This is a genomic window from Bradyrhizobium sp. WSM1417 (assembly GCF_000515415.1).
Taxonomy (GTDB): Bacteria; Pseudomonadota; Alphaproteobacteria; order Rhizobiales; family Xanthobacteraceae; genus Bradyrhizobium.
Genome location: NZ_KI911783.1, coordinates 4,288,178 through 4,310,234, shown reverse-complemented (window position 1 = coordinate 4,310,234; position 22,057 = coordinate 4,288,178). Strand labels below are relative to the sequence as shown.

Here is a 22,057-nt window from a genome sequence, read left to right as displayed (position 1 = left end):
TCACCAGCTCCTGAGCGCGCCGTCTTCGCGCATCATCTCGACCAGCATGCCTTCGCGTAGGCCCCGGTCGGCGACGCGCAGGCGTGGCAGCGGAAAGGCGCGGCGGATCGCGTCGAGGATGGCGCAGCCGGCCAGCACGAGATCGGCGCGCTCGACGCTGATGCAGCTGTTCGCGGCGCGCTCCTCGTAGCTCATGCCGAGCAGCTTGGTGATGGTCGCGGTCACATCGGTATCGTTCATCCAGACGCTGTCAATGCGGCGGCGGTCGTAGCGCGCGAGATTGAGATGGATGCCGGCGAGCGTCGTCACAGTGCCTGAGGTGCCGAGCAGATGCATGTCGGCGAGATCGCCGCCATGCTGTTCGGCGAACGGCGCGATGTGATGGGCGACCTCGCGCTCCATCGCGGCGTAGATCTCTGGCGTGACGTCGCGGCCCCCGAACTGCTCGGCAAGGGTGACCACACCGAACGGGATCGACATCCAGGCTTTGATGCGCGGCTCCGGATTTGCGGCGTCGCGCTCGATCCGTACCAGTTCGGTCGAGCCGCCGCCGATGTCGAACAGGATTGCGCCGCGCCCCCTGGGATCGACCAGCGGCGAGCAGCCGAGCACGGCAAGCGCCGCCTCGGTCTCGCGGTCGATCACCTCGAGCTCGATCCCGGTCTCGGCAGCGACGCGGCTGCGAAAGCCTTCGGCATTCGAGGCGGCGCGGCAGGCTTCGGTGGCGATCAGCCGCAGCCGCCGCGCCTTGCGCAGGTTGATCTTGTCGCGGCAGATGCCGAGCGCCACGATGGCGCGCTCGATCGCGGCCTCGCTGATGCACCCGGTTGCCGAGACGCCCTCGCCGAGCCGGATGATGCGCGAGAAGGAATCGACCACCCGAAAGCCGTCGTGGGTCGGACAGGCGATCAGGAGCCTGCAATTGTTGGTGCCGAGGTCGAGCGCCGCGTAGACGCCGGTTCCCGGCGCTTGCGCGCCGACGGCCGGTTCAGTGGCGAACGCCGCCGCCATCGACCCCAGCTCACCGTGCGGCGCAAGGCCGTCGCGGAGCCGCGTGTGGTCATTCATACAAACTGTCTTTCCGCGGCCGGTTGGGCCGATCTGGAATTGCTTTTTCGCCTGAAACCTTAGCAGCGCGCCAATCCTGCGCAACAACGCATCACATGGGACCATGCCCATTCGTGCGTTGTCGTGAACGGGCCGGTGGGTTATTTTTGAGGGGTCCGGTCTCCCAGGCGCCCCCCAAACCGCGCATTTGCCGGCTTTTCAGGTCAATTCCATGCAAGAACACACCAAATCCTCCACGCTCGAAAACGCTATTGCACTGCAAAAATATGGCGTCGGCCAGCCGGTCCGCCGCAAGGAGGACGACACGCTGGTGCGCGGCAAGGGCCGCTACACCGACGATTTCAACCTGCCGGGCCAGGCCCATGCCGCGATCGTCCGCTCGACCCATGCCCACGGCGTCATTCGCGGCATCAACATCGATGCCGCCAGGGCGATGCCGGGCGTGCTCGGGGTGTGGACCGGCAAAGACCTCGATGCGGCCGGCTACGGCCCCTTCACCTGCGGCCTGCCGCTGAAAAGCCGCGACGGCTCGCCCCTGCTGCAGACCAACCGTCAGCCGCTCGCAACCGACAAGGTCCGCTTCGTCGGCGATCCCGTCGCCTTCGTGGTGGCGGAGACGCTGGCCCAGGCGCGCGACGCGGCCGAGGCGGTCGAGCTCGATATCGAGCCGCTGCCGGCGGTGACCGATCCCGAGCAAGCCGCAAAACCCGGCGCGCCGCAGCTCTACGACCACATCCCGAACAATGTCGCGCTCGACTACCACTATGGCGACATCGAGAAGGTCAACGCCGCCTTCGCCAGCGCCGCTCACGTGACCAAGGTCGACATCGAGAACACCCGCGTCGCCGTGGTCTCGATGGAGCCGCGCGTCGGCCTTGCCTCCTACGACAAGAAGACCGAGCGCTACACCATCCAGATGCCGACCCAGGGCGTCGCCGGCAACCGCGCCAATCTCGCCAAGAACCTGAAGGTGCCGAACGAGAAGGTGCGCATCCTCACCGCCAATGTCGGCGGCTCCTTCGGCATGAAGAACGTCAACTATCCCGAGTACATGTGCATCCTGTACGCGGCCAAGGAATTGGGACGGCCGGTGAAATGGCTGGACGAACGCTCGACCAGCTTCTTGTCCGACAGCCACGGCCGCGCGCAGAAAATTCACGCCGAACTCGCGCTGGACGCCGAGGGGCATTTCCTCGCCGCAAAACTCTCGGGCTACGGCAATCTCGGTGCCTACATCACCGGCGTCGCGCCCAGTCCGCTCTCGCTCAACACCAGCAAGAACTTTTCCAGCGTCTATCGCACGCCGCTGATGGCCGTCGACATCAAGACGGTGCTGACCAACACCACGCTGATGGGCGCCTATCGCGGCGCCGGCCGGCCCGAGGCGAACTACTACATGGAGCGGCTGATCGACCGCGCCGCCGACGAGATGGGCATCAACCGGCTGACCTTGCGCAAGCGCAACTTCATCAAGCAGAACCAGATGCCATTCGCCGCGTCCTCCGGCGTCACCTATGACAGCGGCGACTTCCAGGCAGTCTTCAACAAGGCGCTCGAAATCTCCGACCACGAGAATTTTGCCAAGCGCAAGAAGGAGAGCAAGAAGTCCGGCAAGCTGCGTGGTATCGCCGTCGGCTCCTATCTGGAGGTGACCGCACCTCCCGGCGTCGAGCTCGGCAAGATCGTGTTCGATCCCGACGGCTCGGTGCAGCTCATCACCGGCACGCTCGATTACGGTCAGGGCCACGCATCCGCATTCGCGCAAGTGCTCTGCCAGCAGCTCGGCGTCCCCTTCGACAGCGTCAAGCTGGTGCAGGGCGACAGCGATATCGTCCACACCGGCAATGGCACCGGCGGCTCGCGCTCGATCACCGCGACCGGAATGGCGATCGTGGGTGCCGCCAAGCTCGTGATCGAAAAGGGCAAGCGCGCCGCCGCGCATATGCTGGAGGCATCCGAAGCCGACATCGAATTCGAAGGCGGCAGCTTTACGATCGCCGGCACCGACCGCAGCATCGACATCATGGAGCTCGCCAAGCGCCTGCACGACAGCAAGATGCCTGAGGGCGTGCCCGACAGCCTCGACGTCGATCACACCAGCGAACCGGTGCCGTCGGCCTTCCCGAACGGCTGCCATGTCGCCGAGGTCGAGATCGACCCTGAGACCGGCGTCGTGCAGATCGTGCGCTACAGCGCGGTCAATGATTTCGGCACGGTGATCAACCCGCTGCTGGTCGCGGGCCAGCTCCATGGCGGCGTCGTCCAGGGCATCGGCCAGGCTCTCATGGAGCACGTCCGTTACGACGAGAGCGGCCAGCCGATCACGGGCTCGCTGATGGACTACGCACTGCCGCGCGCCGAGGACGTTCCGAACATGACAGTCGGCGACCACCCGGTGCCGGCCACGACCAATCCGCTCGGCAGCAAAGGCTGCGGCGAAGCCGGCTGCGCCGGCAGCCTGTCAACAGTCGTGAACGCGGTCATCGACGCGCTCTCCGACTACGGCATCAAGCACATCGACATGCCGCTGACCCCGGAGCGCGTGTGGCGCGCGATTCAGGATGCGAAGGAGAAAGCGGCGTAGGGGACGTTTTCGGAGGTGGTCACTCGGCGCCTCCACACGCACAACTGTCATCGCCCGGCTTGACCGGGCGATCCAGTACTCCGAGGCAGTCGTGATTCACAGATGAGCCGCGGCGTACTGGATGCCCCGCCTTCGCGGGGCATGACTCCGAATTTGGCGAGAGAGCTACAGCTCAGCCAACCCCTACGCCGCCGCCTGCTCGCGCGGCTGGTAGATCGCGGTGTGCTGGCAACGCGCAAGCGGCGTCGTGCCGTTGGCGACCACCAGCGCGTCGAGCTCGACGAAGCGGTGGCCCTTCTTCTCGTAGTTCGCGGTGACTTTGGCCCGCGCGGTGATCTCGTCACCGACGCGTGCGGCTGACAACAATTGCATGCGGCTGCCGACATGGATCCAGGGGCCGAGGATCGTGTTGTCCACCAGCACGCGGTTCATAACGCGCTGGATCAGGCCGGGATGGCCGAGCCCCTCGCGCGCGAAGATCGGATCGGTCTCGCGGATGTCGGCGAGATAGTCGGCGGCATCCTGCCCGGCCCAGCGGCGCGGCGTCGTGCCGAGCCATTTGCCGGTCTCGAAGGTTGCCGGGTTGACCGGTTTGCGCTCGGCAACCGCGGGGACCTCGACATAGTCGCTCAACGACGCCAAAGTCGCAGTCGCCGGCAGCGACGCCGTCCCCGTCGCGCAGAGCTCGGTGCGGCTGAACACCTCGATGGTGAGCAGGCCGTTGTGCTCGGTCGCATCGACGTCGGCGGTCTCGCCGTCATAGACCGGCTTGATGAAACGCGCCTCGATCAGCCCGCGCGACAGGAAATCGCGGCCCCAGCGCGCCACCGGCACATGCATCATGTAGGCGAAGACGTCGACGCCGGGGACCAGCCCGCCGGAAAAGCCGAAGCGGCGCGCCACATTGTCGTCATGCATCTTGTTTTCGGATTGCTTGGCCGTGTTGTAGGCCTCGACGCGATAGGTTTCGAGCCGGTTCGGCATGGCTTGGCTTTCCCCAAATTCTTGTTGTTTCGGGCCGATCGTAGGCTCTGAGGAACCGGGGTCAATCCCCTCGCCTTTGCGGCCCGAATGGGGTACCACGCGGCTGCTGCGGAACCGCTTCGCAAGCCCCATCTACGGACAATGACGAACCCTCAAAACACCACCCGCATCTATGTCGACGCCGACGCCTGTCCGGTGAAGGACGAGATCTATCGCGTCGCCGGCAGGCACGGCCTGCCCGTGAGCGTGGTCGCGGGCAATTTCATCCGCGTGCCCCAGGATCCGCTGATCGAGCGGGTCGCCGCCGGCGCGGGCATGGACGCGGCCGATGACTGGATCGCGGAACGCGCCGGGCCCGGCGATATCGTCATTACCTCGGATATTCCGCTCGCGAGCCGCTGCGTGAAGGCCGGCGCCGATGTGATCGCGTCCAACGGCAAGGCGTTCAGCGAGGAATCGATCGGGATGACGCTGGCGGTCCGAAACCTGATGACCGATTTGCGCTCGGCCGGCGAAGTCACCGGCGGTCCGAAATCATATTCACCGCGCGACCGCTCGACGTTTCTGTCGACGCTCGACCAGACCATCCGCCGCATCCAGCGCCGCCGCGCCGACCAGGCCGCAACAAGACAGGACTGAGACACCGCATGGCGCCACCGCTGATTCAACTGCGCGATATCAAGCTGACCTTCGGCGGCACACCGCTGCTGGCGGGCGTCGAACTGTCGGTTTCAACCGGCGAGCGCGTCTGCCTGATCGGCCGCAACGGTTCCGGTAAATCGACGCTGCTCAAGATCGCCGCCGGCCTGGTCGAACCGGATGGCGGCAGCCGTTTCGTGCAGCCCGGCGCCACCATCCGCTACCTGCCGCAGGAGCCGGACTTTTCCGGTTTCTCCACCACGCTCGCCTATGTCGAGGCCGGCCTCAATGCCGGCGACGACCACTATCAGGCGCGCTATCTGGTCGAGCAGCTCGGTCTCAGCGGCGAAGAAGATCCGGCGCACGTCTCCGGTGGCGAAGCGCGCCGCGCCGCGCTGGCGCGCGTGCTGGCGCCCTCGCCCGATATCCTGCTGCTGGACGAGCCGACCAACCATCTGGATCTTCCGACCATCGAATGGCTGGAGAGCGAATTGGAGAGCCGCCGCTGCGCGCTGGTGATCATCAGCCACGATCGGCGCTTCCTCGGCAATCTCTCGCGCAGCACCGCCTGGCTCGACCGCGGCCAGATCCGGCAGATCGACCGGGGCTTCAGTGCCTTCGAGGCCTGGCGCGACGAGGTGCTCGCGGAGGAAGAGCGCGACCAGCACAAGCTCGACCGCAAGATCGTCAACGAAGAGCACTGGTTGCGCTACGGCGTCTCGGGCCGCCGCAAACGCAACGTCAAGCGGCTGGGGAACCTCCACGCGCTGCGCGACCAGCGCCGCACCCATCGCGGCGCGACGGGAAACGCCAACCTCGCGGCTGCCGAAGCCGACAAATCCGGCAAGCTCGTCATCGAGGCCAAGAATATCAGCCGGTCCTATGGCGAGCGAAAGATCGTCGACGGATTCTCGATCCGCGTCCAGCGCGGTGATCGCATCGGCATCGTCGGCCCGAACGGCGCCGGCAAGACCACGCTGATCGAGATGCTGACCGGCGGCAGCGCGCCGGACAGCGGCAGCATACGGCTCGGCGCCAACATCGAGATGGCAACGCTCGACCAGCATCGTGAAAGTCTCGATCCGAAGACGACGCTGGCCGAGGCGCTCACCGGCGGCCGGGGCGACCACGTCATGGTCGGCGGCAAACCGAAGCATGTCGTCAGCTACATGAAAGACTTCCTGTTCGCCCAGGAACAGATGCGCACGCCGCTGGAGGTGCTGTCGGGCGGTGAGCGCGGCCGGCTGATGCTGGCGCGCGCGCTGGCGAAGCCCTCCAACCTCCTGGTGCTGGACGAGCCGACCAACGACCTCGACCTCGAGACCCTCGACGTCCTCGAGGAAATGCTCAGCGACTACGAGGGCACCGTGATTCTGATCAGTCACGATCGCGATTTTCTCGACCGCGTCGTGACGTCCGTGATCGTGCCCGAGGGCAACGGACGCTGGCTCGAATATGCCGGCGGCTATACCGACATGCTGGCCCAGCGCGGCGCCGACGTGAAGCGCGCGACAGCGAAGGCCGTCGAAGAGACGAGAGAGCAGCGATCCGTCGCGCCTTCCGGCGTCGCGAGACGACGGTTGACCTTCAACGAGCAACACGCGCTGGAGACGCTGCCCAAGACCATCGCCAAGCTGCAGGCCGAGATCGCCAAGCAGCAGCGCTTCCTTGACGATCCGGATCTCTTCCGCAAGGATCGCAAACGCTTCGATCAGGCCTCCGATGCTCTGACGAAGGCGCAAAAGGAGCTGGCGGAGGCCGAAGACAAATGGCTGGAGCTCGAAGTGCGGCGCGAAGAGATTGAACAGGCCTAGCGCGCATTCGCAAAAGTGGGCACCGCTTTTGCAAACGGAATGCGCGCCAACTCAGAGACTTCCATGACAACGACCCTCGCCGCCAAGATCGCCCGTGAGTACGGCACGCCCTGCGCCGTCATCGACATGGACAAGGTCGAGCGCAACATCATCCGGATTCAGAAGGCCTGCGATGACGCCGGGATCGCCAACCGGCCCCACATCAAGACGCACAAGAACCCGACCATTGCGAAGATGCAGATCGCTGCCGGTGCCAAGGGCATCACCTGCCAAAAGCTCGGTGAAGCCGAGATCATGGCCAATGCCGGGATCGACGACATCCTGATCAGCTACAATCTGCTCGGCGAGGAGAAGATGGCGCGGTTAGGGGCGCTGCAGGCGAAGGCGAACATGACGGTCGCCGCCGACAATTCGACCATCGTTGCCGGCCTGCCCAAGGCCGCCGCGGCTTCCGGCCGACCGCTGTCGGTCGTCGTCGAATGCGATACCGGCCGCAAGCGCGCCGGCGTCGAGACACCAGCGGAGGCGATTGCCCTGGCGCAGGAGATTGCCGCATCCAAGGGCCTGCAATTCGCCGGCTTCATGATGTATCCGACCGAGACTGGCTGGGCGGATGCGCAAAAATTCTACGACGAAGCTCTGGCCGGCGTGCGCGCGCACGGGCTGGATGCAAAGATCGTCTCGACCGGCGGGACGCCGAACCTGAAGAATCTCGGCAAGCTCAAGGGCGGCACCGAGCATCGCTTCGGCACCTATATCTACAACGACCGCATGCAGGTCGCCGCCGGCTCCGCCACCTGGGACGACTGCGCGCTTCACATCTATTCGACGGTGGTGAGCCGCGCCGCGCCCGAGCGCGGCATCCTGGACGCGGGCTCGAAGACGCTGACGACCGACACCGGCGGCCTCGACGGCCACGGCCTCATCCTGGAGCATCCCGAAGCGAGGATCGCACGCTTCGCCGAGGAGCACGGCTTCCTCGACCTCTCCCGCAGCAACACCCGGCCCAATGTCGGCGACGTCGTCCGCATCGTGCCCAATCACGTCTGCGTCGTCGTCAACATGATGGACGAAGTGGTGATGGTGCGCGGCGACGAGATCATCGGCACGCTGCCGGTGGCGGCGCGGGGCAAGCTGCGGTAGCTAGCCCCCGATCAGCGCCTGGAGTTCCCGGACCAGTCCATCGCGGAAGAGCTTGATCGGCCGCTCCACCCGACCGGCGGGGGCGCGATGCACCACCCATGCGCGGACGGCGGGTTTGAAGTCGCGCGCAGCGACCGGCTTGAGCCTGTCGCGGAACGCGCTGCGTTTCAGGGCGATCGGGGTGACCAGCCCGACGCCGAGGCCGCGCGACACCAGCGACAGGCGAAGCTCACTGTCCAGCGCCTCGACTGCGATGTTGAACGGCAGATGCGAGGCATCGAATCTTCGCTTCAGCGTATCGCGAAATCCACAACCGTCCTGGTTGATCACCCACGACAGTTGGGACAACCGTTCCAGATCGACCGTGCGCGGGATCTTCATCTCGCGTGCGACGACGAAGACGACGGGCTGCGCGCCGAGATCGTCGGCCGCGAGATCGGCGGGCGGCACCGCGCCGTCGGGTAGACAAATCGCGGCAGCATCGAGCTCGTTGCGGCAGACACGCTCGAGCTGGTTCGGCGACCAACCCGAGACCACCCGCACCGCCAGCGCGGGAAATTCGGCACGCACTGCATCGAGCGGTGCGGTCAAACCCGCTTCCGAGAGAAACGGCGTCAGGCCGAGCCTGAACTCGCCGCGGACCATTCCGTCGTTGGCGACACCCGACTTGAGATCGTCCAGCATCCTGAGCAGGCGCCTGCCCTGCTCATAGGCCTCGTGCCCCGCTGCCGTCGGCTTCAGCGGCTTCGAGAGCCGATCCAGAAGCTGCGCCCCCAGCATCTCCTCGAGATTCTGGATACGTCGGGTCACGCCAGGCTGGGTGAGATTGAGACGCGCCGACGCTGCGACAATCGATCCGGTCTCGACCACGGCGACGAAAGCGACAAGGTCATGGGTATTCATAACAAACCCGCATATTCTTTATAGCCTTATTTGAATTGTAGCATATTGATGCCCCCGCTTAAAGGGTCCCGCGCCACAGCTGCGAGGTCCCATGACTGTCTCCGAAACCACCAGGCCTGCGTCCCGAAACCAGCTCGCCGAGCGGCCGCTGATCTGGCTCGGCGCGATCACCGCCGGTGTCGTCGTCACCAATTTGTTCGCGCCGCAGATCCTGCTCGGCTTGATCGGCCGGTCAATGTCCATGCCGGCGTGGCAGGCGGGGCTGATCAGCACGCTGACCTTGCTGGGCTATGCGCTCGGCCTGCTGCTGCTCGTACCTCTGGTCGATCTCGTCGAGAACCGGCTTGTCATCCTCCGCACACTCGGCTGCGCGATCCTCGCCGCTCTCGCGACGGCCCTCGCGCCGACGCCCTCGCTCCTGCTGCTCGCCAACTTCATCCTCGGCGCCTGCTGCGCGGCGATCCAGATGATGGTTCCGCTGGTCGCATCCATGGTGGCACCGGATCGCCGCGGCCAGGCCATCGGCGAGGTGATGGGCGGATTGATGATCGGCATCCTGTTGTCACGACCTGCGGCGAGCCTGATTGCAGATCTCTGGAGCTGGCGTGCCTACTATGTCGTCTCGGCCGCTTTGATGGCCCTGCTTGCCGGCGCACTCGCCCGTTACCTTCCAACCCTTCGACCGACGGCACGCGCGAGCTACACTGAGTTACTGCTGTCCTTCCCAAGACTGCTGCGCGAAGAGCCCGTGCTGCGCGTGCGGGCCTGGACCGCATCGCTTGTCATGGCTTCCTTCACAGCGTTCTGGTCGGCGGTCGCGCTGCGGCTGCCGGAGGTGCCGTTCGAGCTCGACGCCAAGGGAGTTGCGGCGTTCGCGCTCATCGGCGTCGCGGGCGCCGCGGCGACACCGATGGCCGGCCGCTGGGGCGACAAGGGCCGGGCGCGGCCGATGTTCTTTGCCGCCCATCTGCTCATCATCGGCTCGCTCGCGCTCTGCGCCTGGGCGAGCATGCTGGAATCCCGGATCACCAGTCTGCTGGTCCTGAGCCTCGGCACAATCCTGCTCGACGTCGGCATCACCACCGACCAGACGCTGGGCCGCCGCGCGATCAATCTGTTGCGCCCTGAGGCCCGCGGTCGCATGAACGGCCTGTTCGTCGCGCTGTTCTTTATTGGCGGTGGCGTCGGCGCGGCGGCGGCATCGCTAGCCTGGAGCTACGGGGGCTGGACGATGGTCTGCGCAGTGGCGGCAAGCTTCGGCGCGCTCGGCCTCCTCACCGATCTCGCAACCCGGACCGGGACGTAATGAAGAGACGGTCAGGACGACAGTTGGGCGAGCCGCCGCAACACACCCCTGCCCGCAGCAGCCCCCGTCGCGAACGAAGCCTGGAGCAGATAGCCGCCCGTCGGCGCCTCCCAGTCCAGCATCTCACCGGCTGCGAACACACCCGGCAGCTTGCGGATCATGAAATCCGAGTCGAGTTCATCGAAGGAAATCCCGCCGGCGCTGGAGATCGCGCGCGCGATCGGCGCGACGCCTATGAGCGTGACCGGCACGGCGTTGATGAGCTCCGCCAATCGCTCAGCCGATATTGCCGACAACGACTGCCCGGCACCAATGGCGGCCTCCTGCAGCAGCCCGACCCCGACCGGCGACAGCTGCGCAGCCTTGCGCAAGAAGTTGGAGAAGGATTGCTTGCCGCGCGAGGCGGACAGGCGCTTGACGAGTTCGCCATGATCGACATCCGGCCGCAACGCGACCTGCAGGACCGCTTCGCCGTTCGCCGCGATCGCCTCGCGCAAGTCGGCCGACAGCGCATAGATCGCCCCGCCCTCGATCCCGCCGCTTGTGATCATGGCCTCGCCGCGCACGCGCTGCGGGCCGAAGGACAGCGTGATGCCCTTGAGCGGCTGGCCTTCGAAGCGTGTGCGGAAGATTTCCGACCAGTCGACGGTGAAGCCGGAGTTCGCCGGCCGCAGCGGCGAGATCGCAACGCCTTTGTCGGCCAGGATCGTCGTCCAGCCGCCATCGGAGCCTAGTCGCGGCCAGCTGGCGCCGCCGAGTGCCAGCACTGTCGCGTCCGCTGCGATCGTGGCGCCACTGCCGGATGTGTCAAAGACCAGTCGTCCTTCTCCGTCCCAGCCCATCCAGCGCTGGCGAAAGGCAAAGCGCACGCCGGCAGCATCGAGGCGTCGTAGCCAGGCCCGCAGCAAGGGCGAGGCCTTGAACGCCTTCGGAAACACACGCCCGCTGGAGCCGACAAAAGTCGGCTCGCCCAGCGCCTCGCTCCAGGCGCGCAGCGCGTCAGGCGGAAACGCTTCGATCGCGGCCTGCAATCTTGGCGCCGCGTCGCGGTAGCGCGCCATGAACTGCGGCAGCGGTTCGCTGTGGGTGAGATTGAGGCCGCCGCGGCCGGCCATCAGGAATTTGCGGCCCGCGGACGGCATTGCGTCGTAGACGGTGACGCGAGCACCACCCTGCACGAGCACTTCGGCCGCCATCAGACCGGCGGGGCCGGCGCCGATGATGGCGACGGCTGTCAGAGTTTTACCCCGGCGCGCGCAGCGGCCTGGGCGACGTATTTCTGCGTCTGCTCGAAAGCCCCCTGCAGCGCCTTCGCCTTCGACATGTCGCTGATCTCCGCGAAATGCGCCGCGACCGCATCCGGGGTCCAGTCGGACTCCGGCAGGTTGATGCCCTCGCTCTCGACGATCTTGATCACCGCGAACGAGCCGGCGCCAGCGCCCATGATGGTGCGGGTCGGCGCGTCCTCGCTCAGCATGTACTCGACCGCGGGCGTGATCGCGTTCGGCTTCATCAACTGCAGCGCCTGCGGCGGCAGCAGCTCTTCCGTCATGCGGGTTGCCGCCGTCGGCGAGATGATGTTGACGCGGATGTCGGCCTTGCGGCCCTCTTCGGCCAGCACGTTCATCAGGCCGACCATGCCGGATTTGGCCGCACCATAATTGGCTTGGCCGAAATTGCCGTAGAGGCCGGAGGACGACGTCGTCAGCACGATCCGGCCGTAGTTGCGATCACGCATGCCGGCCCACGCCGCCTTGCAGCAATAGAAGGTGCCGACGAGGTGCACGTCGAGCACCTTCTGGAAATCGGCCGCTTCCATCTTGCCGAACGACTTGTCGCGCAAAATACCGGCATTGGCACACAAGAGGTCCACGCTGCCCCACTCCTTGGTGGCGCGCTCGACCATCGCGGTGACCTGCTCGAAATTGGAGACGTCGGCGCCGTCGGCCATCGCGGTGCCGCCCGCTTTACGGATCTCCTCGACCACGGCCTCCGCTGGCGAGAGCGAGCCGCCGCTGCCGTCGCGCGCGCCACCGAAATCGTTGACCACGACTTTGGCGCCGCGGCTGGCCAAGCCGAGCGCATGTGCGCGCCCCAGACCATTGCCCGCGCCGGTGACGATGGCGACGCGTCCGTCGAACCTGATTGCCATTGTGCAGTTCCTGCTTCTTCTTCCTTCTCCCCTTGTGGGAGAAGGTGGCGTAGGCGGCCAACGGCCGCCGTTCCTGGTTAAAACGCCAACGCGTAGCGTTGGCTACGGCGCCGGATGAGGGGTCTCTCGCAACGGATGTGCTCGCGGAGAGAGACCCCTCACCCCCGCCTCGCGTTCCGCGAGGCACCCTCTCCCACAAGGGGAGAGGGTTCGAGCGCACCGATTTGGACAGCTTTTGAGCAGCGATGGGTTGCCGGGTCAAGCCCGGCAGCGACGGTCCACTCAGGCGAAATAGATCAACCCTAGCCAGTCCGCGACCAGCGCGGGCTTGTCCTCGCCTTCGATTTCCACGGTGACGTTGGTGCGCGACTGCAATTCATTCGGCTTGCGCAGCTTGGCTTCCGCCAGCACGAAACGGCCGCGAACGCGTTTTCCCGAACGCACCGGCGAGATGAAACGCAACTTGTCGAAACCGTAATTGACCCCCATCGTGGTGCCCGCGATGACGGGCATCACCTCGTAGGACATGATGGACAGCAGCGACATCGTGAGGAAGCCGTGCGCGATGGTGGTGCCGAACGCCGTCTCCTTCTTCGCACGCTCCGGGTCGACGTGAATGAACTGGTGATCCTCGATCACGTCGGCATAGGTATCGATGCGGGGCTGATCGACCAGGTGCCACGACGACACGCCAATCTCCTTGCCGACCATTGCCTGATAGGCCTGAAGCGTAATCGGCGGCTTCTTCCACACTTCGTTCACTTAGGTCTCGCTCCGTGTTTTCGGCAGCTCCGGAAAATCCTCTTCGCGGAATTCCCGGCCGCGCAGGGGATCGTTGCGGTCGTCGTCGCGCTCGAGACGTCTGAGCTGAACGCGGCGGATCTTTCCCGAGATCGTCTTCGGCAGCTCCGCGACGATTTCGAGGCGGCGGATGCGCTTGAACGGCGCAAGGCGCGTGTGCAGATGCCTGAAGATGGAGAGCGCGGTTTCCGGCGAGCGCTCCGCGCCGGATGTCAGCAGAACGAAAGCCTTGGGAATCGCGAGCCGGATCGGATCGGGGCTCGGCACGACCGCGGCTTCTGCGACGAGCTCATGCTCGAGCAACACGCTCTCGAGCTCGAACGGGCTGATGCGATAGTCGGAGGATTTGAACACGTCGTCGGACCGCCCGACGAAGGTGAGATAGCCATCATCGTCCTTAAACACGACGTCGCCGCTGCGATAGAGCTCGCCTTCGGCGCCGGACAGCCCACCGTTGTCGCCCTGATAGCCCTGCATCAGGCCGGCGGGGCGGTTTTCGCCGAGCACCAGAGCCACCTCGCCCTCCTTGGCCGGATGACCATCGGCATCGCTGACCTGCACGCGATAGCCCGGCAGCGGCCGGCCCATCGAGCCGACCTTGATCTTTTGCCCCGGCGAGTTGCCAGCGAGCGCCGTCGTTTCGGTCTGCCCGTAACCGTCGCGGATGGTGAGGCCCCAGGCGGCCTGCACCTGGTCGATCACTTCCGGATTAAGCGGTTCGCCGGCACCACAGACCTCGCGCAAGACCACCTTGAACGACGCCAAGTTCTCCTGGATGAACAGCCGCCATACCGTCGGCGGCGCGCACAGCGTGGTGACGCCGCAGCGGCCGATCGTGGCAAGCAGGCCCTTGGCGTCGAAGCGCGGCTGGTTGACCACAAAGACGGTTGCGCCCGCATTCCACGGCGCGAAGAAGCAGCTCCAGGCGTGCTTGGCCCAGCCGGGCGAAGAGATATTGAGATGGACATCGCCCGGCTGCAGCCCGATCCAGTACATGGTCGAGAGATGGCCGACGGGATAACTGCGCTGGCTGTGCCGCACCAGTTTTGGTTTTGCGGTCGTGCCCGAGGTGAAATAGAGCAGCATGGGGTCATCGGCGTTGGTCGGACCGTCGGCTGCAAAGCTCTCCGACGCCTTTGCCGCCTCATCATAGGAAAGCCAGCCATCGGAGGCCTCGCCCACGACGATGCGGACAATATTGTCGGCGCCAAGACTTGCGAACTTCGCAACCTGGTCCTGCGCTGCCACCACCGCTTTCGCCTGGCCGCGATCGAGCCGGTCGCGCAGCTCGTCGGCGGTCAGTAGCGTCGTTGCGGGAATCACGACGACGCCGAGCTTGATCGCGGCCAGCATGGTCTCCCACAGCGGAACGACATTGCCGAGCAGCAGCAGGAGATGATCGCCGCGCTTCAAGCCCTGTGCACGAAGGAAGTTCGCGACCTGGTTGGAGCGGCGCGACAACGCCCCGAACGAGAGCTTGGTCTGCCGGTCCTGCGCGGCATCGACGATCCAGAGCGCAGGACGATCCTTGCTGTCCACATTCGCCGCCAGCTCGGCGTCGAACCAGTCGAGGGCCCAGTTGAAGGGAACCGGATCCGGCCAGCGGAAGTCCTTGACCGCTGTCTCGTAGTCCGTGCGGTTGTGAAGCAGAAACGCGCGCGCTTCCTGAAATGTCGTCATCAAGCTTTCCCGGCTAGACTCCTAACGTGCTTGATAATTCCGGAAAAATCCACCCCGCCCTGGCCGGCTGCGTCGAATGACCGATAGATCTCCTGCGCATGCTTGCCGAGCGGCGTCGCCGCGCCGGCGGCCTTGGCGGCGTCCTGCGCCAGCGTCAGATCCTTCACCATCAGTGCGGAAGCAAAGCCCGGCTTGTAGTCGTTGTTGGCGGGCGAGGTCGGCACCGGCCCGGGCACCGGGCAATAGGTCGTCAGCGACCAGCACTGGCCGGACGAGGTCGAAGCGACGTCGAACAGCGCCTGGTGCGAGAGCCCGAGCTTCTCGGCCAACGCAAACGCCTCGCTCACCGCGATCATGGAAATTCCGAGGATCATGTTGTTGCAGATTTTTGCCGCCTGGCCCGCGCCGGCGCCGCCGCAATGCACGATCTTCTTGCCCATGTTCTCCAGCACGGGCTTTGCCGCTGCGAACGCGTTGTCCTCGCCGCCGCACATGAAGGTGAGCGTCGCACCCTTGGCGCCGCCAGTGCCACCGGAGACCGGCGCGTCGACCGAAAGCACTCCGTGCCTGGCCGCCAGCGTATGCGCCTGGCGCGCGCTCTCGACGTCGATGGTGGAGGAGTCGATGATCAGCGCGCTCTTGGTCATGACAGGAACGACCTCGCCCCACACGCCGAGCACATGCTTGCCGGCCGGCAGCATGGTGACGACCACATCGGCGCCTTTCACGGCGCCTGCGGCGCTCTCGGCGATGCCGGCGCCATCGGTCTTGGCTTGGTTGCGGGAGGCCTCGGCGAGGTCGAAAGCGACGACCTTGTGGCCGGCCTTGACCAGATTGGCGGCCATGGGGCCGCCCATGTTGCCGAGACCGATAAATGCGATCGTGGCCATCTTCGTTTCCTCCGCTGAACGTTTCGTTGATTAGTTGAACTTCAATTCGTCGGCGCCGATCTCGGCGAGATACTGCGCCAGCATGTCCGGCGTGACGTCCTCGATCCGCGACGGCGACCAGGTCGGATTGCGGTCCTTGTCGATCACGGCGGCACGCACACCTTCGCGAAAATCGTCGCTGCGGAAGACTTCCAGCGCAGCGCGATATTCGCGCACTAGGCATTCTTCCAGGCTCGACGCGGTGCGCGCGAGCCGCAGCAGCTTGAGTGTCACCACCAAGCCGCGCGGCGATTTTTCGTTGAGCGTCTTCAACGTCTCGAGCGCGAACTCGGAACCGTCGCGCTTGAGCGCGGCAAAGATGTCTTCCATGCGGTCGAAGCCGAACAATGCGTCGATCGCCGGCTCCTTTGCGGCGACCGGCCCCGCTGTCTCCCCGGTCGCAAAACCGTCGATGAGCGTGCTGACATCGGCCGCGGTGACGCCCTGGCGAACCTTGATCAGCGCGTCGCGCAACTCGGGCCATTTGGCGGCCGGAACCACTGCGTCGGCAAACTTCGCGTGAATCGCATCGGGGCCGTTCATGATCTGGCCGGTGAGGCCAAAATAGGTGCCAATCTCGCCCGGCGCGCGTGACAACAGATAGGTGCCGCCAACATCGGGGAAGAAACCGAGCCCGACCTCAGGCATGGCGAGCCTGGTGCGGTCGGTGACGATGCGATGGCTCGCATGGGCCGAGAGCCCGACGCCGCCCCCCATCACAATGCCGTCCATGAAGGCAACATAGGGTTTTGGGAATTTCTTGATCCGCGCGTTGAGGATGTACTCTTCCCGCCACAGGATCTTGCCGAGGTCGCCGTCGACCTTCGAGCTTTCCCAGAGCGCGCGGATGTCGCCGCCGGCGCACAGGCCGCGCTCGCCGGCACCTTCCAGCACGATCACGGCAACGGCTGGATCGGCCTGAAAGCGGTCGAGCGCCCTGTCGATGTCGCGAAACATCTCCAGCGTGATGGCGTTGATTGCCTTGGGGCGGTTGAGCCTGATAATGCCGGCCGAGCCCTCGATCCGCGCGACCAGATCGCCCTCCTCCGCTCCACTCATCGGGCGCCCTCGATCAATTTGCGCGCCACGATCAGCCGCATGATTTCATTGGTGCCTTCGAGAATCTGGTGCACGCGCAAATCGCGCACGATCTTCTCGATGCCGTATTCGCTGAGATAGCCGTAGCCGCCATGAAGCTGGAGCGACTGGTTGGCGACCTCGAATCCGACGTCGGTGCCGAAGCGTTTGGCCATCGCGCAGAGCATTGTGGCGTCCGGATCTTTCCGGTCGAGTGCAGCCGCTGCCCGCCATAAGAAGGTGCGCGCAGCTTCTAACTCGATCGCCATGTCAGCCAGCTTAAACTGCAGCGCCTGGAATTCGTCGAGGCGTTTTCCAAACGCCTTGCGCTCCTTCATGTAGGCGCGCGCCTTGTCGAGTGCGGTCTGCGCGCCGCCGAGCGAGCAGGCCGTGATGTTAAGGCGGCCGCCGTCGAGACCAGCCATCGCGATCTTGAAGCCGACGCCCTCCTCGCTCAAGCGATTGGCGACCGGCACGCGCGCGTTCTCGAAGATCACGGCGCGGGTCGGCTGCGCGTTCCAGCCCATCTTGCGCTCATTGGCGCCGAACGAGACGCCCGGCGTCTTGCCGTCGATCACGAGCGTCGAGATGCCGCCGGGACCGTCACCGCCGGTGCGGACCATCGCGACCAGCAGATCGGTGCCGCCGGCGCCGGAGATGAACTGCTTCTGGCCGTTGAGCACGTAATGCTCGCCGTCGCGCACGGCGCGGGTGCGGAGCGCTGCCGCGTCCGAGCCGGCGCCCGGCTCGGTGAGGCAGTAGCTCGCAATCAGCTCCATGGTGCAGAGCTTGGGCAACCATGTGTGGCGCTGGGTGTCGCTGCCGTAGGCATCGATCATCCAGGACGCCATGTTGTGGATGGAGATGAAGGCCGAGGTGGTCGGACAACCCGTCGCCAGCGCCTCGAAGATCAGCGCCGCGTCGAACCGCGACATCGCGGAGCCGCCGACATCGTCACGGATGTAGATGCCGCCCATGCCGAGCGTGGCGGCCTCGCGCATCACCTCGACCGGAAAATGCTTCTCCTCGTCCCAGCGCAGCGCGTGCGGCGCGATCTTTTCCGCCGCAAACGCCAACGCCATGTCGCGAACCGCGATCTGATCCTCGTTCAGAGCGAACTGCATCTGTTAGCTTCGCTCCAACGAGTGTTACTTCATCAGCGGGATCGAGAACTCCGCGCCTTCCTTGACGCCGGACGGCCAGCGCGAGGTCACCGTCTTGGTCTTGGTGTAGAAGCGCACCGAATCCGGGCCGTGCTGGTTGAGATCGCCGAAGCCGGACTTCTTCCAGCCGCCGAAAGTGTAATAGGCGATGGGCACCGGGATCGGCACGTTGATGCCGACCATGCCGACATTGACCTTGGCCGCGAAGTCGCGCGCGGCATCGCCGTCGCGGGTGAAGATCGCGACGCCGTTGCCGTAATCATGCTCCGACGGCAGCGCCAGCGCTTCCTTGTAATCGTGCGCGCGCACGACCGAGAGCACGGGGCCAAAAATCTCTTCCTTGTAGATCCGCATGTCCTTGGTGACATTGTCGAACAGCGAACCGCCGAGATAGAAGCCGTTCTCGTAGCCCTGCATCTTGAAACCGCGGCCGTCGACGGCGAGCGTCGCGCCTTCCTTGATGCCGATGTCGATATAGCCCTTGACCTTCTCGACCGCCTCGCGCGTCACAAGCGGACCGTAATCGGCGGATGGATCGATCGAGGTGCCGATCTTGAGGCTCTCCACGCGCGGGACCAGCTTTTCCATCAAACGGTCGGCAGTGGACTTGCCGACGGGAACGGCGACGGAGACCGCCATGCAACGTTCGCCGGCCGAGCCGTAGCCGGCGCCGATCAGTGCGTCGACCGCCTGGTCCATATCGGCGTCGGGCATGATGATGGCGTGGTTCTTGGCGCCGCCAAAACACTGGCAGCGCTTGCCGGTTTGGGCTGCGCGCTCATAGATGTACTGCGCGATCGGCGTGGAGCCGACAAAGCCGACGGCCTTGATATCGCGATCGTCGAGGATAGCGTCGACCGCTTCCTTGTCGCCGTTGACGACATTGAGGATGCCGGCCGGCAGGCCCGCCTCGATCATCAGCTCGGCAAGCATCATCGGCACGCCGGGATCACGCTCCGACGGCTTCAGGATGAAGGCGTTGCCGCAGGCAATTGCGGGCGCGAACTTCCACATCGGGATCATCGCCGGGAAATTGAACGGCGTGATGCCGGCGACGACACCGAGCGCCTGGCGCATCGAGTAGATGTCGATGCCGGGGCCGGCGCCTTCGGTGTATTCGCCCTTCATCAGATGCGGAATGCCGCAGGCGAATTCGGCGACTTCGAGGCCGCGCTGGATGTCGCCCTTGGCGTCAGGAACGGTCTTGCCGTGCTCGCGGGCGAGCAGCTCGGCGAGCTTGTCGTAGTCGCGCTGCACCAGCTCGACGAATTTCATCATGACGCGGGCGCGGCGCTGCGGGTTGGTCGCGGCCCATTCCGGCTGCGCGGCGCGGGCGTTCTCCACGGCGGCGCGGACCTCGGCCTTGGACGCCAGCGCCACCTTGGCCTGGACGTCACCGGTCATCGGCTCGAAAACGTCGGCGGTGCGGCCCGAGGTGCCCTTGACCTCCTTGCCACCAATGAAATGTCCGACTGAACGCATGGAATAGTCTCCTTGAGGCGAGCTTGAACGCTTTGACAAATCCTATCGACCTGCATTTTATAGGATTCAAGTCTGAGATAATGCACCATAGATGTGCGAAAATGCTGGATCAAGGCGCTATCGACTGGGACGACTTCCGCTTCGTGCTGGCCATCGTGCGGGGCGGCTCGGTTTCGGCTGCGGCAAAACAGCTCGGCGTCGACCATGCTACCGTCATTCGCCGCGTCGACCGGCTGGAGAAGCACCTCTCGGCCAAGCTGTTTGACCGGCGCAAGACCGGCTACCTGCTGACAGAGGCCGGCCAGCGCGTCGCCGACAGCGCGGAAGCCATGGAATCGACCATCGTTGCCAACCAGGAGCAGGTCGGTGGCTCCGTGGCGCGGCTGACCGGCACGGTGCGGATCGGCGCGCCAGACGGATTTGGCACCGCGTTCCTGGCGCCGCGGCTCGCTCAGTTCGCCGACCGGTATCCCGATCTCGATTTGCAACTTGTGGCCACCGCAAGGCTGTTCAGCCTCTCCAAGCGCGAGGCCGATATCGCCATCAGCCTGACCATGCCGAAGGAAGGCCGTATCGTCGGCCGCAAGCTGCTCGACTACCGGCTCGGACTCTATGCCGCGCCCGCCTATCTCGACCGCTTCCCGAAAATCACCTCGCGAGAGGTGCTGCCGCAGCATCGATTCGTCGGCTATATCGAGGAGCTCTTGTTCACGCCCGAGCTCGACTATCTGCCGCAAGTATCGCCGAAGATCTCCGCACGCTTGCGCAGCGCCAATCTGATCGCGCAACTCAACGCCACGCTCGCCGGCTTCGGTATTGCCGTCCTGCCGCACTTCATGGCGACCGACTATCCACAGCTGATTGCGGTGCTGGCGGAAGAGGTGTCGATCACCCGCACCTTCTGGATGCTGATGCACGCCGACAGCAAGGATCTCGCGCGGATCCGCGCGGTGGCGGACTACATCTCCGAGATCGTGGAGCGCGAGCGGGCGCTGTTTGCTGGGCTGTGAAGCCTAACCCTGCTTCGGCTTTTTCGCCGCCGTTACCTTCGGCTCGCGGCGCGCGCCATCCAGCGCGCTGTCCTTGCCCGTCTTCAGCACCTCGTCCGACAGTTCGCTCGAGCCGGCGATGCGCGCGAGCAGCATGGTGCCGGCCATGGTCGCCAGCGTCGCGATCGCCTGCTTGCGCGCAGCCTTGCGCGGCAGATTCGGGATGAAGTCCGTGATCATCTCGATCATCTCGTCGAGCTTGCCGGCAAAGGCCTTTCGCGTCTTCGGGCTCTCGCGGGCGATCTCGGCGCCAAGAGCGGGGATCGAGCAACCGTGACCGGGATTGTCGCGATGCACCGTGGAGAGATAGGTCTCGACGATCTGACTGAGCTGCTTCTCCGGCGCGACCTGATCGGATTGCTTGCGCCAGTGTTCCATCGAGCGATCCATGGCGTAGTCAAACGCCTCGATCACCAGCGCCTCGCGCGAATCGAAATGGGCGTAGAAGCCGCCATGTGTCAGGCCCGCTTCCTTCATGAGGTCGGCGACACCGATGCCGTGGGCGCCCTTTTCGCGCAGCCGCACGGAGGCCTTCTTCACGATGCGGTCGTGGGTTTCCTGCTTGTGTTCCCGGGAATAGCGCATGCGGAACTCATTGGATGTCGGAGGTCATCTAATAACATGGATATCGGCCGGACGGCGCATTAATTCCCGGTAAAATTGTTGCCGATCATGGAAAAGGTTGCCGTCGCGTGCACCGCAAGCGCCCCCTTACCGTCGCGGACGAAGCCCTCGGTGTAGCTGGTCTGGCGTCCCAGCTTGATCACCTTGCCTTCAGCGGCGACCAACCCGGACCGGACCGAGAGCGGACGCAGGAAGGTCATTTTCAGATCGAGGGTGACGGAGCCCTGCCCGGGCTCCAGCCGGGTGGAGATCGCACACCCCATGGCGGTGTCGAGCAGCGCGGCGGCTGTGGCTCCGTGCAGGAGGCCTATAGTGTTTTCGAGATCCTCGCGCGGCTCGAGTTCCATGACGATCCGGCCCGGCTCGACCACGGCCATGACGAAGCCAATCAACTTGGCAAAGGGGGGCGGCGGTAACCGTCCGTCGCGGATGCCCAGCATCGCATCCATGCCTGACAGACCCATCGCCACTTTCGCAACCGGCGCAGGCACCTGCCACTCCACCACCCGCTCACGCCGCCCCGCAGGCGAAAACAGGTCGAGTTGATCGTTGCTGGTCATCGTGGCCTCTTGGTATGATTTCCATCATACTATGCTGCGGACTTCGCGCTGGCAACTCCCTGCCGCCCGCTTGACAAGCAATGCGTTTCGGCCCGGAAG

General features: G+C 65.2%; 19 protein-coding genes. 6 read left to right on the top strand and 13 right to left on the bottom strand.

The features are described from left to right. Positions 1 to 1,068, bottom strand: coding sequence for a Ppx/GppA phosphatase family protein (locus BRA1417_RS0120530; protein WP_027517424.1), 1,068 nt, complete (start codon positions 1,066 to 1,068; stop codon positions 1 to 3). Between the two features lie 211 nt (positions 1,069 to 1,279). Between BRA1417_RS0120530 and BRA1417_RS0120525 the strand changes: the two genes are divergently transcribed. Further along, positions 1,280 to 3,652 carry a xanthine dehydrogenase family protein molybdopterin-binding subunit gene (locus BRA1417_RS0120525; protein WP_027517423.1) on the top strand — a complete coding sequence of 791 codons (2,373 nt, stop codon included), beginning with the start codon at positions 1,280 to 1,282 and terminating at the stop codon, positions 3,650 to 3,652. Between the two features lie 183 nt (positions 3,653 to 3,835). Here BRA1417_RS0120525 and BRA1417_RS0120520 read toward each other — a convergent pair whose 3' ends face one another. Beyond that, entirely contained in the window at positions 3,836 to 4,636 is an 801-nt protein-coding gene (locus BRA1417_RS0120520) for a hypothetical protein (protein WP_027517422.1), read from the bottom strand. Positions 4,637 to 4,777: 141 nt separating this feature from the next. On the opposite strand from BRA1417_RS0120520, the gene BRA1417_RS0120515 reads away from it, so the two are divergent. The 3 genes from BRA1417_RS0120515 to BRA1417_RS0120505 all read left to right on the top strand — a co-directional run bounded on the left by BRA1417_RS0120515 (position 4,778) and on the right by BRA1417_RS0120505 (position 8,232). After that, positions 4,778 to 5,275 carry a YaiI/YqxD family protein gene (locus tag BRA1417_RS0120515; protein WP_027517421.1) on the top strand — a complete coding sequence of 166 codons (498 nt, stop codon included), beginning with the start codon at positions 4,778 to 4,780 and terminating at the stop codon, positions 5,273 to 5,275. An 8-nt stretch (positions 5,276 to 5,283) separates the two neighbouring features. Then, the gene (locus BRA1417_RS0120510; RefSeq protein ID WP_027517420.1) at positions 5,284 to 7,089 is read left to right on the top strand and encodes an ABC-F family ATP-binding cassette domain-containing protein; all 1,806 of its coding nucleotides are present in this window, start codon (positions 5,284 to 5,286) and stop codon (positions 7,087 to 7,089) included. A 63-nt stretch (positions 7,090 to 7,152) separates the two neighbouring features. Next, positions 7,153 to 8,232 (top strand): D-TA family PLP-dependent enzyme, encoded by a 1,080-nt coding sequence (locus tag BRA1417_RS0120505; protein WP_027517419.1) that lies wholly within the window; start codon positions 7,153 to 7,155, stop codon positions 8,230 to 8,232. Here BRA1417_RS0120505 and BRA1417_RS0120500 read toward each other — a convergent pair whose 3' ends face one another. Next, entirely contained in the window at positions 8,233 to 9,135 is a 903-nt protein-coding gene (locus BRA1417_RS0120500; protein WP_027517418.1) for a LysR family transcriptional regulator, read from the bottom strand. Positions 9,136 to 9,226: 91 nt separating this feature from the next. On the opposite strand from BRA1417_RS0120500, the gene BRA1417_RS0120495 reads away from it, so the two are divergent. Further along, positions 9,227 to 10,441 (top strand): MFS transporter, encoded by a 1,215-nt coding sequence (locus tag BRA1417_RS0120495; protein ID WP_027517417.1) that lies wholly within the window; start codon positions 9,227 to 9,229, stop codon positions 10,439 to 10,441. A gap of 11 nt (positions 10,442 to 10,452) precedes the next feature. On the opposite strand, the gene BRA1417_RS0120490 is transcribed toward BRA1417_RS0120495, so the two are convergent. The 8 genes from BRA1417_RS0120490 to BRA1417_RS0120455 form a co-directional block, all read right to left on the bottom strand. Then, positions 10,453 to 11,679, bottom strand: a complete 1,227-nt coding sequence (locus tag BRA1417_RS0120490) for a TIGR03862 family flavoprotein (RefSeq protein WP_084462265.1) — start codon at positions 11,677 to 11,679, stop codon at positions 10,453 to 10,455. Further along, entirely contained in the window at positions 11,676 to 12,593 is a 918-nt protein-coding gene (locus tag BRA1417_RS0120485) for an SDR family NAD(P)-dependent oxidoreductase (protein WP_027517415.1), read from the bottom strand. The genes BRA1417_RS0120490 and BRA1417_RS0120485 overlap by 4 nt, the downstream gene beginning before the upstream one ends. Positions 12,594 to 12,875: 282 nt before the next feature. Beyond that, positions 12,876 to 13,355, bottom strand: coding sequence for a MaoC family dehydratase (locus tag BRA1417_RS0120480; protein ID WP_027517414.1), 480 nt, complete (start codon positions 13,353 to 13,355; stop codon positions 12,876 to 12,878). After that, a complete protein-coding gene (locus BRA1417_RS0120475; RefSeq protein ID WP_027517413.1) occupies positions 13,356 to 15,074 on the bottom strand; it encodes an AMP-binding protein in 1,719 nt (572 codons plus the stop codon). Then, entirely contained in the window at positions 15,074 to 15,964 is an 891-nt protein-coding gene (mmsB, locus tag BRA1417_RS0120470) for a 3-hydroxyisobutyrate dehydrogenase (protein ID WP_027517412.1), read from the bottom strand. The genes BRA1417_RS0120475 and mmsB overlap by 1 nt, the downstream gene beginning before the upstream one ends. A gap of 30 nt (positions 15,965 to 15,994) precedes the next feature. After that, positions 15,995 to 17,062: an enoyl-CoA hydratase/isomerase family protein gene (locus BRA1417_RS0120465; protein ID WP_027517411.1), complete on the bottom strand. Its 1,068-nt coding sequence runs from the start codon at positions 17,060 to 17,062 to the stop codon at positions 15,995 to 15,997. Continuing rightward, positions 17,059 to 18,204, bottom strand: coding sequence for an isobutyryl-CoA dehydrogenase (locus BRA1417_RS0120460; RefSeq protein ID WP_027517410.1), 1,146 nt, complete (start codon positions 18,202 to 18,204; stop codon positions 17,059 to 17,061). Before BRA1417_RS0120460 ends, BRA1417_RS0120465 begins: the two co-directional genes overlap by 4 nt. A gap of 24 nt (positions 18,205 to 18,228) precedes the next feature. Further along, complete coding sequence (locus BRA1417_RS0120455) at positions 18,229 to 19,725, bottom strand: CoA-acylating methylmalonate-semialdehyde dehydrogenase (RefSeq protein ID WP_027517409.1); 1,497 nt, start codon at positions 19,723 to 19,725, stop codon at positions 18,229 to 18,231. A 101-nt stretch (positions 19,726 to 19,826) separates the two neighbouring features. On the opposite strand from BRA1417_RS0120455, the gene BRA1417_RS0120450 reads away from it, so the two are divergent. After that, positions 19,827 to 20,735, top strand: a complete 909-nt coding sequence (locus tag BRA1417_RS0120450; RefSeq protein ID WP_027517408.1) for a LysR family transcriptional regulator — start codon at positions 19,827 to 19,829, stop codon at positions 20,733 to 20,735. A 3-nt stretch (positions 20,736 to 20,738) separates the two neighbouring features. Here the strand turns inward: BRA1417_RS0120450 and BRA1417_RS0120445 are convergent, their stop codons facing one another. Then, positions 20,739 to 21,359: a TetR/AcrR family transcriptional regulator gene (locus tag BRA1417_RS0120445; RefSeq protein WP_027517407.1), complete on the bottom strand. Its 621-nt coding sequence runs from the start codon at positions 21,357 to 21,359 to the stop codon at positions 20,739 to 20,741. A gap of 59 nt (positions 21,360 to 21,418) precedes the next feature. After that, complete coding sequence (locus BRA1417_RS0120440) at positions 21,419 to 21,958, bottom strand: PaaI family thioesterase (RefSeq protein ID WP_027517406.1); 540 nt, start codon at positions 21,956 to 21,958, stop codon at positions 21,419 to 21,421. Between the last annotated feature and the right edge of the window lie 99 nt (positions 21,959 to 22,057).